This window comes from Massilibacterium senegalense (assembly GCF_001375675.1).
GTDB lineage: Bacteria > Bacillota > Bacilli > Bacillales > Massilibacteriaceae > Massilibacterium > Massilibacterium senegalense.
Window position 1 is genome coordinate 43,512 of record NZ_LN831785.1, and the last position, 12,205, is coordinate 55,716.

Annotated in this window: 13 protein-coding genes; 5 read left to right on the forward strand and 8 right to left on the reverse strand. The window is 36.0% G+C overall.

Annotated features, from left to right (window positions below; genetic code table 11):
- Nucleotides 1-250 precede the first annotated feature (250 nt).
- Nucleotides 251-1,681, reverse strand: coding sequence for an aspartate ammonia-lyase (gene aspA / locus BN1372_RS00985; RefSeq protein WP_062197041.1), 1,431 nt, complete (start codon nucleotides 1,679-1,681; stop codon nucleotides 251-253).
- A 231-nt stretch (nucleotides 1,682-1,912) separates the two neighbouring features.
- Here aspA and BN1372_RS00990 point away from each other — a divergent pair, with 231 nt between their 5' ends.
- Entirely contained in the window at nucleotides 1,913-2,479 is a 567-nt protein-coding gene (locus BN1372_RS00990; protein ID WP_062197042.1) for a class D sortase, read from the forward strand.
- Nucleotides 2,480-2,541: 62 nt separating this feature from the next.
- The gene (locus BN1372_RS00995; RefSeq protein WP_062197043.1) at nucleotides 2,542-3,705 is read left to right on the forward strand and encodes an iron-containing alcohol dehydrogenase; all 1,164 of its coding nucleotides are present in this window, start codon (nucleotides 2,542-2,544) and stop codon (nucleotides 3,703-3,705) included.
- A gap of 29 nt (nucleotides 3,706-3,734) precedes the next feature.
- Here BN1372_RS00995 and BN1372_RS01000 read toward each other — a convergent pair whose 3' ends face one another.
- The 5 genes from BN1372_RS01000 to BN1372_RS01020 all read right to left on the reverse strand — a co-directional run bounded on the left by BN1372_RS01000 (nucleotide 3,735) and on the right by BN1372_RS01020 (nucleotide 8,604).
- Nucleotides 3,735-4,523 (reverse strand): YhfC family intramembrane metalloprotease, encoded by a 789-nt coding sequence (locus BN1372_RS01000; RefSeq protein ID WP_062197044.1) that lies wholly within the window; start codon nucleotides 4,521-4,523, stop codon nucleotides 3,735-3,737.
- A 34-nt stretch (nucleotides 4,524-4,557) separates the two neighbouring features.
- Entirely contained in the window at nucleotides 4,558-5,988 is a 1,431-nt protein-coding gene (locus BN1372_RS01005; RefSeq protein ID WP_062197045.1) for a trypsin-like peptidase domain-containing protein, read from the reverse strand.
- 111 nt (nucleotides 5,989-6,099) lie between these two features.
- Nucleotides 6,100-6,441, reverse strand: a complete 342-nt coding sequence (locus BN1372_RS01010) for a hypothetical protein (protein ID WP_062197046.1) — start codon at nucleotides 6,439-6,441, stop codon at nucleotides 6,100-6,102.
- 92 nt (nucleotides 6,442-6,533) lie between these two features.
- On the reverse strand, nucleotides 6,534-6,986 hold the full coding sequence (locus BN1372_RS01015) for a hypothetical protein (RefSeq protein ID WP_062197047.1): 453 nt from the start codon (nucleotides 6,984-6,986) through the stop codon (nucleotides 6,534-6,536).
- Nucleotides 6,987-7,212: 226 nt separating this feature from the next.
- A complete protein-coding gene (locus BN1372_RS01020) occupies nucleotides 7,213-8,604 on the reverse strand; it encodes an Asp-tRNA(Asn)/Glu-tRNA(Gln) amidotransferase GatCAB subunit A (protein WP_062197048.1) in 1,392 nt (463 codons plus the stop codon).
- A 247-nt stretch (nucleotides 8,605-8,851) separates the two neighbouring features.
- On the opposite strand from BN1372_RS01020, the gene BN1372_RS01025 reads away from it, so the two are divergent.
- Together BN1372_RS01025 and BN1372_RS01030 are read left to right on the forward strand one after the other, a co-directional pair.
- Nucleotides 8,852-9,277 carry a MarR family winged helix-turn-helix transcriptional regulator gene (locus BN1372_RS01025; protein WP_062197049.1) on the forward strand — a complete coding sequence of 142 codons (426 nt, stop codon included), beginning with the start codon at nucleotides 8,852-8,854 and terminating at the stop codon, nucleotides 9,275-9,277.
- Nucleotides 9,278-9,282: 5 nt separating this feature from the next.
- The gene (locus tag BN1372_RS01030; protein WP_062197050.1) at nucleotides 9,283-9,987 is read left to right on the forward strand and encodes a pirin family protein; all 705 of its coding nucleotides are present in this window, start codon (nucleotides 9,283-9,285) and stop codon (nucleotides 9,985-9,987) included.
- Between the two features lie 34 nt (nucleotides 9,988-10,021).
- On the opposite strand, the gene BN1372_RS01035 is transcribed toward BN1372_RS01030, so the two are convergent.
- Together BN1372_RS01035 and BN1372_RS01040 are read right to left on the reverse strand one after the other, a co-directional pair.
- The gene (locus BN1372_RS01035) at nucleotides 10,022-11,023 is read right to left on the reverse strand and encodes an LLM class flavin-dependent oxidoreductase (RefSeq protein ID WP_062197427.1); all 1,002 of its coding nucleotides are present in this window, start codon (nucleotides 11,021-11,023) and stop codon (nucleotides 10,022-10,024) included.
- Between the two features lie 102 nt (nucleotides 11,024-11,125).
- Nucleotides 11,126-11,671: a glutathione peroxidase gene (locus tag BN1372_RS01040; RefSeq protein WP_062197051.1), complete on the reverse strand. Its 546-nt coding sequence runs from the start codon at nucleotides 11,669-11,671 to the stop codon at nucleotides 11,126-11,128.
- A gap of 162 nt (nucleotides 11,672-11,833) precedes the next feature.
- Here BN1372_RS01040 and BN1372_RS01045 point away from each other — a divergent pair, with 162 nt between their 5' ends.
- On the forward strand, nucleotides 11,834-12,142 hold the full coding sequence (locus BN1372_RS01045; protein ID WP_062197052.1) for a hypothetical protein: 309 nt from the start codon (nucleotides 11,834-11,836) through the stop codon (nucleotides 12,140-12,142).
- Nucleotides 12,143-12,205: the final 63 nt, after the last annotated feature.

Here is a 12,205-nt window from a genome sequence, read left to right on the forward strand (position 1 = left end):
GGGCAGTATTGGACTTTATCTTGGTGTGCAGACTCGTTCTTCCCACTTCAGCCTTCTATATAGTTTCTGTTCGTCAGTTCGAGATTTTACCTCCAACTTCCTTCAGATTCCACCTCACGGTGGACACCCTTGCTATCGGCTAACAGTTCCCTGTAGTGGACTTTCATCACCAAGTTTTCGCCCATGCCGGGCGCACATATAAAAAAACGGAAGGAAACTATCCCTCCGTTTTAAGTCCACCTTCTATATTCTATTGTAACGTTTTAAACATTAGTCCTTTTCCAGCAATTCCAGGTCGCGTCATTTCTAAAGGATGTAAAATAACATCTAATTCCGCTTCTGTTAATACGCCTTTTTCTAAAATAATTTCCCGTACTGGTCGCTCTGTTAACACTGCCTCCCTAGCAATCGCAGCCGCTGTTTCATAGCCAACATGTGGGTTAATCGCCGTAATAACGCCGACACTATTATCTACGTATTGGGCCATACGTTCTTTATTTGGTACAATTCCTTCCATGCAATATTTTTTAAAAACAGTAAAGACATTGGACATAATTTGAATCGATTGTAATAAGTTAAATACAAGCACTGGTTCCATAACATTTAATTCAAATTGCCCAGCTTCTGATGCTAAACAAATGGTATGATCATTCCCAATAACTTGAAAGGCTACTTGATTGACCACTTCTGCCATCACTGGATTCACTTTTCCAGGCATAATCGAAGAACCTGGTTGTCTTGCTGGTAAAACAATTTCTCCTAATCCACATCTAGGACCTGATGCCATTAAGCGAATATCGTTTGCAATCTTACTCATGTTCATCATGCATACTTTAAGTGCTGCAGATACTTCTGCATAGCAATCTGTATTTTGGGTGGCATCGACTAACATTTCTGCTTTTTTAATCGGATACCCACTATTCTCAGCCAAGTATTTTGTGACTAATTCAATATAATATGGATCGGCATTTAATCCTGTTCCAACCGCTGTCGCCCCCATGTTCACTTCATATAAATGTTGATCCGCTTGACGAATTCTTCCGATATCTCGCGCAAATACACGTGCATACGCTTCAAATTCTTGTCCTAATAGAATCGGCACCGCATCTTGTAAATGAGTGCGTCCCATTTTAATGACATCGTCAAATTCCTTCGCCTTATCTTTAAACGTCTGATGGAGTGCTTCCATCGCGTCCAATAAAATATCTAATCGAATCAACGAAGCTAAATGAATCGCTGTAGGAAAAGCATCATTTGTTGATTGTGACATATTTACATGCGTATTCGGACTAATAATATTGTAACGCCCTTTTTGCTCTCCGATAATTTCTAAAGCTCGGTTAGCAATCACTTCATTCGTATTCATATTAATTGATGTACCTGCCCCGCCTTGAATAGGGTCTACGATAAATTGATCGTTCCATTTTCCTGCTATCACTTCATCCGCTGCTTGCACGATAGCAGTTCCAATTTTTTTATTTAATTGCCCAATCTCAATATTTGCTTGGGCAGCTGATTTTTTTACTATTCCCATTGCTTTTATTAATTGTTCATCAATTCGATAACCTGTAATAGGAAAATTTTCGATAGCACGTAATGTTTGTACACCATAATAGGCTTCGAGAGGAACTTCTTTATGACCTAAAAAGTCCCTTTCTATTCGTATGTTGTCTTGACTCATCTGCTTCATCTCCTATCTTTTCACTATTTACAGTATAAAAAAATCATTATAGGTGCCATTTTTCACTTTCTTTGGACTAACTCAAAGGAACCAAATGTATAAAAAACAGTACCTTGTTTATTTTGTTATCATATCCAATTCCCAATAAAATAATCACCAGTTACCCGTTACAAATATATACATAAAATGGTATAATAGTGAAAAAAGCATAAATAAAGAAAGGAGCAGGAAATGCGTTTTGCCGGAAAACTGTTTATGTTGATTGGACTTTTGTTTATTTCGTTTTCTATTTATAAGTGGTACGATGTAACATCAAAAGAAGCAAAGTCTTTACAAGAAGCAAAACAGCTCGTTCAAAAACCATCTCCTAATAGTTTGATATCTTTTCAACCTAAAGAAAATGAAACAATTGGTATTTTACGAATCCCATCCATTCATGCAGAAATCCCTATTATAGAAGGCACATCACCCAATGATTTAGAAAAAGGCGTCGGTCATTATAGCGACACAAAATTTCCTGGAAGTAATGATCAAATTTTACTTTCTGGTCATCGTGACACTGTATTTCGAAAAATGGGGGATGTGAAAGTAGGCGATCAATTAATCGTGGAACTTCCGTATGGGACATTTACCTACGAAATGACCGATGCCAAAATTGTTCCTGCCGACGATACTTCCATTATTCGCTCTACTTATCCTAATGAAGAGTTAGTCGTTTCTACTTGTTATCCATTCCGATATGTTGGCGATGCTCCTGACCGTTATATTTTATATGCAACACCTGTAAAGAAGGAATAAAGCATGCTACTTGTATTATACGTTGATTTTTTTTATTCTAAAAAAACAAGGAGGGGTTAATGATGCAATCATTTACATATAGTAACCCAACAACATTACATTTTGGAGAAGGGAAGCTAGAAAAGCTAACAGAAGAAATTCCAAAATACGGGACAAAAGTCTTACTCGTGTACGGTGGAGGTAGTATTAAACGAAATGGCATTTACGACCAGGTCATCAAACGTTTAAACGAAATAAATGTTGAGATAGTAGAACTTTCTGGTGTAGAACCTAACCCAAGACTTAGCACCGTTCATCGTGGAGTGGACTTAGTAAAAGAACATAATATTGACTTTTTACTTGCTGTCGGTGGCGGTAGCGTCATTGACTGTACAAAAGCAATTGCAGTTGGTGCAAAATATGACGGAGATGTTTGGGACATTATTACAAAGAAAACACAACCGAAAGAAGCGTTACCACTTGGAACTGTATTAACCATTGCGGCAACTGGTTCTGAAATGAACAGTAGTTCTGTTATTACGAATTGGGAAACAAACGAAAAATATGGTTGGGGAAGTCCGCTTGTTTTTCCGAAGTTTTCTATTTTAGATCCAACGTTTACCGCTTCTCTTCCGAAAGATCATACTACCTACGGGATGATTGATATGATGGCACATGTCTTTGAGCAATATTTTCATCACGAGAAAAATACACCGGTACAAGATCAATTCGCTGAATCCATTTTAAGAACGGTAAAAGAGACAGCTCCCCTTTTACTCAATGATTTAACGAACAAGGAGTATCGATCTACGGTTCTTTATTGTGGCACGTTAGCATTAAATGGAACATTATCGATGGGGCTTCGCGGCGATTGGGCGACGCATAATATTGAACATGCTGTATCAGCGGTGTTTGACATTCCGCACGGTGCTGGTCTAGCTATTTTATTCCCAGCTTGGATGGAATATTGTCTAGAAGAAAATGTGACACGCTTTACGCAATTAGCTACACGCGTATTTGGAGTGAACCCTGAAGGAAAAAGTGACCTTACTGTTGCAAAAGAAGGAATCCAAGCTATCCGTGATTTTTGGACTTCAATTGGAGCACCAGGCAAACTTTCTGATTATCATATTAAAGAAAGTGATTTACCAGTGCTTGTCGAAAAAGCAATGGCTAATGGCCCATTTGGGCGTTTCAAAACATTGCAAGCAGAAGATGTGTTAGCTATTTATAAACGAGCATTGTAAAACGAACGGAGCCTTTCTGAGGCTCCGTTTTACTTTGATAAGAGAGAAAAATTTTCCTTCATTCGTTTTATGAGATAAATGGCAAATACAGCGAAAATCATGAGAATTCCTTCTACTATCCAAATATTCGTCAGTACTCCCGCTTGGTATAAAGCAGGTGCAAAATCTAAGAAAGCATGATAGATAACTGCTAACCAAACATACATCATTTGTTTTCGGATGACACCGTACAATACGAGCAACGTGGCGGACACATGAAATAAGATGGCTGCTATTCTCTCCACTACTGCAATCAAATACATCCACCACGGTGTTTGAACTAATTGCTGTTGAATGAAATCAATCGTTTCTTTCGGAACTGCATTGCCAATCATGGTATCTAACATTCCTTTATTCATCAAAATGGCGAAAACGAATGTATTAATCCCTACTAACATTGTAACTAACCATATTTCTATACCAGCATGACCAATTCCAAATGATACTCCATCATCATACGAACGGTGTTTTCGTAATACATATCGAAAAGCAAAAAATCGACCAAACTCTTCGAATAATCCAGCAGCAAGCCCACCATATAGCATAAACAAATAAGGATTATCGGTAAATTTTAATCTCATCCCTGAAGCATCTATCATATAAAGGTGCAACAGTTTTTCTAATACTTGTGAAAACAAAATAAAAACAATCATCCCCATCACAAACGAACGCCATCGCATTTTCTTTTTCAGCACAAAATATACCAATAAACTAATTGGCAAAAGAAAAGCAATCATTATTTGAACAAACATCCCTGTTAGTTGTGCAGTACTAACCATCTGTTTTCTCCTTTTCTGAAAAAAAGAACTCCTTTTATTCAGGAAGTTCTTTCGTATTTTCGTCCGTCTTATTTTTTTGTTGTAACTCCGTTGTCTCTACCTGATCTTTTTGCTCTGATGCTGCAGACACGTTTGGTAATTGTTGAATATCCGATTCTGATTCGATTACTTCTTGCTCACTTTGCGCTTCTACTTTTCGATCCTTTTCTTTTTGTGCCACTTCAAGTTGTTCAGGTGTCATTGGTTCATGTGACCATTTTTCAATTACCCCAGCTACTTGTGTCATCGGAATACTGTATCCATTCCCTGCTACATCAACTGCCGAGTTAATCCCAATTACTTCATTGGAACCTTTTTTCACCAATGGTCCTCCGCTATTACCACGTTGTAATTCAACATTAATTACATACATGTTCGTATATTCATACGGCTCTCCATCAATTGTAAAAGAAGCGGTATCGATAATTTTTCCTTCTTTTTTATGAAACTCCATCTCTTCATAAATACTATCATCAAAAAATACTTGTGTTACATTATCTTTGAATTTACTACCATATGTTTCAATCCCTGTATGTAGTTGTGCTTCTTTTTCTACATTTAATTGTAATGGATTTCTATTTTTCAACGCTTCTACGCGAATCAAGGCAACATCAAGCTGATGATCGTAACCGATTAACTTGCCTTGGCCTTTTAGCAATTGCTTTTGATCTAATAAAATCGAAAACTCATTGTTTACATGTTCGATGACATGCCCGTTCGTTACGACATCTCCAAATGTATTCACTAAAAATGCAGTACCTTGTGATACGGTACTATCATTTTTGTTAAAACTATATACCGGAAACACACTTTCCCAGACATCTACAGGAGTTGGTATTGGTTTTACTGGTTCTGTTGGTTTTGGAGAAGGTTCCTGTATATTTCCTTGTTCTGATGATGGGTCAGACGGATTATTATCAGGTACGATACTTGGCATTTTAGGTTTTGTTTCTGATTCTTCTCCTTCACTTTTTACATACGGTTTCGAAGGAGTTATCTTACTACTAGGCTGTTCCCTTTTAGGACTTACCTTGTTTATTTCCACATCTTGTTCATTATTCTCTAAAAAAGAGGAACGTATTCCTGATGCTTGTAAAGATGAAGAATCACCATGTATCTCTCCCTCTTCTACATGAATCTTTTTTTCTTTCTCATTCGTTCTTTTCGACTGTTGAAGTTCTTCTTGCTTTTCTTTTTCCTCAATAGAACGCTCCGGTTCTTTTAATCTATTTTCTTCTTTTTGTATCGTTGGATTCGTTGTTTGTCGTTCCTTACTTTTATCCACTACTGTTGTTACCATTAAACTACTAACTAATAATATGACAAATAAAATTGGTAGAAAGATAGGTAAAAATAAAGATGTACCACAATGTTTACAGCGTAATCGAAAGAAAGACGTCTGTTGTGCACACTTCTTACATTTCATTCTTTCACCTCCGTTAGGTATAGTAGTATTTTACTCTAGCAATACACAAAAGGGAAAAAATTTCTTTTTCCACTATAAAAACTACTCTATTCATCATAGAGTAGTTTTTCCTTATATCGAAGAAGGGATAAAGGTAACAGCTGCTTCCTTTTTTATATTGATTGTCGTAACGAAAATATTTTTCTCTTTTAATTTTTTCTGTAATGCTTCACTATAGGTAAACGTATGAATAGGCTTTGTTACAATCAGCATTTCTATCGGTATTTCATCTATCATGCGTAATAATTCTTCATATCCTTCGTTCGTAGACCAAGAACTAACGACGGCAATGACATCCCATTTATAAAAACTACCATATTCTTGAATAATAAATAGTTGATCGGTCATTTCTACTTCTGCCTCTAATGTCTCTTTATCCGTCCAAACAAAGCCTACTGCTGTTGCACTTTCCATGTATATCCTCCCTAGTCTTTTTTCCTATGCTTATACACAAACGTTAACGTACCATATGTGGTAACAAATAGTCAAAGTAAAGGCACCGACCATTACGAATTGTTTTTACAAATAAATTCTATTTCCTTCACATACCTTTTTTTATGTTCTATTTTGATTTTTTGAAATACTCCGTAATTACTCCATTCTACATAGGTATCCGTTTCGTTCGTAGGTTTTTTCTCATTCAAAGAAAATAGTTGTAATGTTTTTTTCGTAGATAATGGCATCTTCACTTCTTCTTTTGGAACGTACTGAATAATCTGCGCCTTATTATTTACATACGTAATGACATATTGTTCATCTTGATAAGACTTTTCCATTTTTCCGTATTTAGTTTGTTCATCTTCTTTTCCTAAGTAACCTTCCACGACACTTGGAGGTTGGTTTGCAATCTTCCCGATGTCTATAAGGGGATTAACTGATATGTCGGGATTCGAACAACCAAAACTACTATATACTAAAAAACTTATTATGAAAGCACGGAATACCCACTTTTTTCTCATTATCTGTTCATCCTTTCATCATGTATCTCTATTATACAATGACGATTGAGCAGTGAAAAAGTATTCATTTTTTCCTTTATTTTTACTTTTATTCCTCATTAACAAGCAGTAAAATTCCCCATTGATAGAAGATTTCTTTATCAATCAATTACTATCGATAAAAATCTAATTAATGGAATATTTTAGTTTAAAATAAGGATAAAAAAACAACGAAACATGACATGACTCATGTTCCGCTGTTTTGTTCATGCGAGGAAATGGAAAATGCTTGTTCAAACATTGCTGCAAATTGATAAAGTTTCGTTTCTGCTCCGTGCTCGGCAATTAGTTGAAAACCAATCGGTAAGGAATCTTTTGAAAAACCACAAGGAACAGATAAACTAGGATTTCCTAAATAGTTAGTAGGTGACGTCTGACGTAATAACGTTGGAATAACAGCCTGACTTTTTCCTTGAATCATTACTTCGCGTTGAAAAATATCCGTTGGTACAATCGGTAACGTTGGTGTCAAAAGTACATCTACTTCTTGGAATACTTTATTAAATGTTTCAATCCATTTTTTCTGATTCCGTTTCGCTAACACATATTCGTATCCTTTTATTTGTTTACTATCTTCTAAACGTTTTCTCACTTCTCGCTGGATGTCTTCTGCATACTTTTTAAGGTTATCTTCATGAATCGCATACGCTTCACTTTGAATAATAATGCTTTGCATCCGAATAATGTCATCGATAAAATCTAACTCAATCGGCACCACTTCCGCACCTAATTGTTCATATAATTGAATGACGTGATGTACTTGTTGACGTACTTCCTCGTCTATTCCTTTAAAATAAAAAGAAGGTACTCCGATTTTTTTGTGGCGAATGGATTTTCCCATGCATCTAGTAAAATCTTCTTCAGTAAATGCAACCGATGCATCATCTAACGGATCATATCCAGCTAAAATGTTAAGAAGAACGGCGTTATCCCGAACTGTTTTTGTCATAGGACCGACATGATCTAACGTATAACTTAATGGAAAGGCACCATGCTTGCTTACTCGCCCGTACGTCGGTTTCATCCCTACAATCCCGCAAGCACTTGCTGGAATTCGAACCGAACCCCCCGTATCCGTCCCGAGTGCTGCTGCACATAAATTACTAGCTACTGCCGCACCAGAACCAGCACTAGAACCCCCTGTTATTTTTGTCGTATCATATGGATTATGAGCAGGTCCAAAATAAGATTGATCACCGACAGGTCCGTAAGCAAATTCATGCGTATTTGTTTTCCCAATAATAATGGCACCCGCATCTTTTAACTTTCGAACAACTGTCGCATCTTCGTTTGGAATATAATGTTCATACACTTTCGAACCTAATGTTGTTCGTATATTTTTTGTAAGAATCATATCTTTTATCGCGATTGGGATACCATGCAGTGGTCCACGAATGTTTCCTTTCATGATATCAATAGTCGCTTGTTCAGCAGATTGTAATGCCTCTTTTTCACAAACCGTTATAAAAGCATTTAATTCCCCGTTTTTCTTTTCAATTTCTTTTAAGAAAAAATGAACAAGTTCTGTTGGGCTTACAATTTTTTGTTTGATTTGTTGCTCTAACGAAATAATATCCATCCCGTTTCCCTTCTCTCCTTCACATAGTTATAATGGACTATTTATCTTTCGGAAATCTTCTATTTTTTAACGAAAAAAGTACGCGTTGTATTTAAAAAATGGAAATATTATATCTTCTATCATAAAGTAGTTCTTGTTATACGTCTATTGTTTGTCCATGAAGATTCTCTGATCGACATTTTTATTTTCATCTCGTATAATTATCTTGAATTCAAGATAATTAATTTCAAGATAAAGGCGGGATAAAATGCCTAGTAACTTATCTCTAAAACTATTAGTTGTTTTTTCAAGGGCTTCACACTATACGACAGAAAAAATCAAGGAGGATATCGCTTATTATGGATTAAATCTAACGGAATTTGGTGTGTTAGAGCTTTTATATCATAAAGGGGAACAACCTATCCAACAAATCGGAAAGAAGATTTTGTTATCAAGTGGCAGTATTACGTATGTCGTCGACAAACTAGAAAACAAACAATTGTTAATGCGTAAATCTTGTCCGACAGATCGTCGTGTCATCTATGCCGTTATTACTGAAAAAGGGAAGCATTTTCTAGAAGAAATTTTTCCAAAGCATGAACGGTTCGTGGACGACTTATTTTCTGCTCTATCCCATGAAGAACAACAAACAATGATTACATTATGTAAAAAAATAGGACTACAAGGAGAGTGATTGATATGATAAAAGTGTATAAAGCAGAAGATCGTTATGAGGCAAACCACGGATGGTTACGTTCTAAATTTAGTTTTTCATTTGCGGAATATTACGATCCAACTAATCTCCAATTTGGACCGATGTGTGTGTTAAATGATGATATCGTCCAACCTACGTATGGGTTTGGGATGCATCCACATCGGGAAATGGAGATTGTCTCAATCGTATTAAAAGGATATTTACAACACGAAGATACGGCAGGACATCGTTCAAAGACTACGTTTGGAGAAATTCAACGAATGTCAGCTGGTACCGGAGTGTATCATTCTGAAATGAACCCATCGCAAACAGAAGAAGTGAACTTTTTGCAATTATGGTTCTTACCTGATCAAGCTGGATTAACTCCATCCTATGAAAAAACAACGTATTCTATCGAAAACATGAAAAATCAATTACTACCAGTCGTTACGAAACATCCAAAGGAAGATGGTATTGCACACATTAACCAAGACTTAACGATTTATTTATCTACCTTTGAAGCTAAAAAAGAGATCACTTTTAAACAAGCCCCAGGAAGAAGAGTATTTTTATTCGTCATGGATGGAACACTTACGATTAATCATACCGAAACATTAGAAAATCGTGATTCCGCTCGAATAACAGAAACAACCTCTCTCATATTAACAGCAAATGAACAAGCGACATTCATGTTAATCGATTTACCATAAAGAAATCCCCTTTCACATTTGAAAGGGGATTTCTTTATAATTGGAAAACTTCGGCTAGTAATTGATACGAGCGAAGTTTATGTGCAAAGTCATGTGTAATCGTCACGACCATGAATTCATCTGTTTCGTACGCCTTACTTAACGCCATCATTTGTTCTTTTACTTGTTGTGGATTTCCGACAATCATTCGTTTACGATTTTCTTTGACACGAAGCGCTTCAAAATAAGAATAATTGTACGCTTGTGCTGTTTCAATCGACGGAATCCCATTAGAAGGCATTCCGTTTTCAAGTATTAAAAGCGATAAATCTAAACTAGATGCAATTTTTTCTGCTTCTTCTGTTGTATCCGCACAGATAACAAAAATGCTAACAAGCACGCTCGGTGTTTCTCCTACAATAGAAGGTACAAAAGAACGCTTGTACTGTTGAACTACTTCTTCGCCACCTTCTCCATTAATAAATTGAGCAAAAGCAAATGCTGCTCCACGTTCTGCAGCTAACCGTGCACTTTCTCCGCTAGAACCTAACAACCAAATTTCTGGCGGTTGTTCTGGAATCGGTGTTGCTTTCAATCCTTTATACCGGTGTGTCTCTGGTAAAGCATCGTGTAAATACGCAATGAGTTCATCTAATTTACGTGGATAGTCTTGATAATTAGATAATCTCCCTTCTTGAAGTGCATACGTTGAAATAGGCATTCCACCCGGTGCTCTCCCCATTCCTGCATCAATTCTTCCTGGATAAAGTGTTTCTAATAAGCGAAAATTTTCTGCTACTTTATACGGACTATAATGCGGTAACATGACACCACCAGAACCAATCCGCATATGCGAAGTATGTGAAGCTAAATGAGCCATTAACACTTCTGGGCTGGAACCTGCTAACTTTTTCGTAAAATGATGCTCTGATACCCAAAATCTTTTATATCCAAGGCGTTCCACTTCTTTCGCTAACTCCGTCGTTTGCAAAATCGCTTCTCTCGGGGTACTCCCTTCGGATACTGGTGATTGATCTAATACACTTAATTTCATGATTCCACTCCCCCTTGTCATGATATTATTATAACAATTTTCCTTTCGTTTCTAACGTAACATACTCAAAAAATACCCCCACTAATAGTAGTGAGGGTATGTTCTTTATAATAATTTTTCAATATCTTTTTCGATATCCATCGGTTCTACAGGTGGCTCAAAGCGCTCTACAATATTTCCGTTACGGTCAATTAAAAACTTCGTAAAGTTCCATTTAATCGAGTCATCTATTAAAAATTCCGGATGATTTTCTTCTAAATATGTTTTGATTAATTTCGCTTGAATATTCGATGTATCGAAGCCTTTAAAATGCGTATTTTCGGTTAAATATTGAAATAATGGATGAATTTCTTCGTCACGTACGTTCACTTTTTCAAAAAGTGGAAATGTTACCCCGTAATTTTTTTGACAAAATGTTTGAACGTCGCTATTCCCACCTGGTTCTTGTTCGTCGAACTGGTTACAAGGAAATCCTAAAATCTCTAAACCTTTATCTTTATATCTTTCATATAACTTTTGTAAATCCTCATATTGTGGAGTAAATCCACATTTACTAGCTGTATTGACAATTAATAATACTTTCCCTTTAAATGCTTCTAATGAAATATCTACTCCATTAATTAATTTTGCTTGAAATTGATATACGCTCATCTCAATCACTCCATCATTTTTTATATCCATCGTTGTTAATAAAATACCACGTATAGTAAATTATGCACAAGAAAAACGCTTATTTGTTTCAAAAAACATAAAAGGGCCAACTTTTGATAAAACATGCTAAAATGAAGAAAAGGAATTTAAGGGAGTTTTTTTATGAATATTTTTGTTCTTTCCTATTTAATTATTTACATTCTTTCTTTTTTTTCGATGTATGAAATTTTTAAATGGCAAGAGAGAAAAACGCGTCATTCTCCCGTTTATTACGGATTTGTGAATGTATTTTTTTCGTATTTCTACATTCTCATTGCGTATGCTTTATTCGGAGAAGCTATTGCAAAAGAAATTGGGATGTTTGAATTATTATTTGTAGCACTCATATTATCCGCACCGTTAATTTTCCCTATTGCATTCGCTAGTTCTTTTACCTTACATTACTATATGAAACAAAAAAAATCCTCTTAATTTTTTCCGCAACTTTGGCTGCATCTAGACTATCATGCAGCCTTTTTTTATCTAAAAACGCCT

Excerpts from the sequence above, each read along its gene's own strand:
- BN1372_RS01015 (WP_062197047.1), bottom strand. The coding sequence starts at position 6,986 with ATGAGAAAAAAGTGGGTATTCCGTGCTTTCATAATAAGTTTTTTAGTA.
- BN1372_RS01045 (WP_062197052.1), top strand. The coding sequence starts at position 11,834 with ATGAATATTTTTGTTCTTTCCTATTTAATTATTTACATTCTTTCTTTT.
- BN1372_RS01030 (WP_062197050.1), top strand. The coding sequence starts at position 9,283 with ATGATAAAAGTGTATAAAGCAGAAGATCGTTATGAGGCAAACCACGGA.
- BN1372_RS01040 (WP_062197051.1), bottom strand. The coding sequence starts at position 11,671 with ATGAGCGTATATCAATTTCAAGCAAAATTAATTAATGGAGTAGATATT.
- aspA (WP_062197041.1), bottom strand. The coding sequence starts at position 1,681 with ATGAGTCAAGACAACATACGAATAGAAAGGGACTTTTTAGGTCATAAA.
- BN1372_RS00995 (WP_062197043.1), top strand. The coding sequence starts at position 2,542 with ATGCAATCATTTACATATAGTAACCCAACAACATTACATTTTGGAGAA.
- BN1372_RS01000 (WP_062197044.1), bottom strand. The coding sequence starts at position 4,523 with ATGGTTAGTACTGCACAACTAACAGGGATGTTTGTTCAAATAATGATT.
- BN1372_RS01025 (WP_062197049.1), top strand. The coding sequence starts at position 8,852 with ATGCCTAGTAACTTATCTCTAAAACTATTAGTTGTTTTTTCAAGGGCT.
- BN1372_RS01005 (WP_062197045.1), bottom strand. The coding sequence starts at position 5,988 with ATGAAATGTAAGAAGTGTGCACAACAGACGTCTTTCTTTCGATTACGC.
- BN1372_RS00990 (WP_062197042.1), top strand. The coding sequence starts at position 1,913 with ATGCGTTTTGCCGGAAAACTGTTTATGTTGATTGGACTTTTGTTTATT.
- BN1372_RS01020 (WP_062197048.1), bottom strand. The coding sequence starts at position 8,604 with ATGGATATTATTTCGTTAGAGCAACAAATCAAACAAAAAATTGTAAGC.
- BN1372_RS01010 (WP_062197046.1), bottom strand. The coding sequence starts at position 6,441 with ATGGAAAGTGCAACAGCAGTAGGCTTTGTTTGGACGGATAAAGAGACA.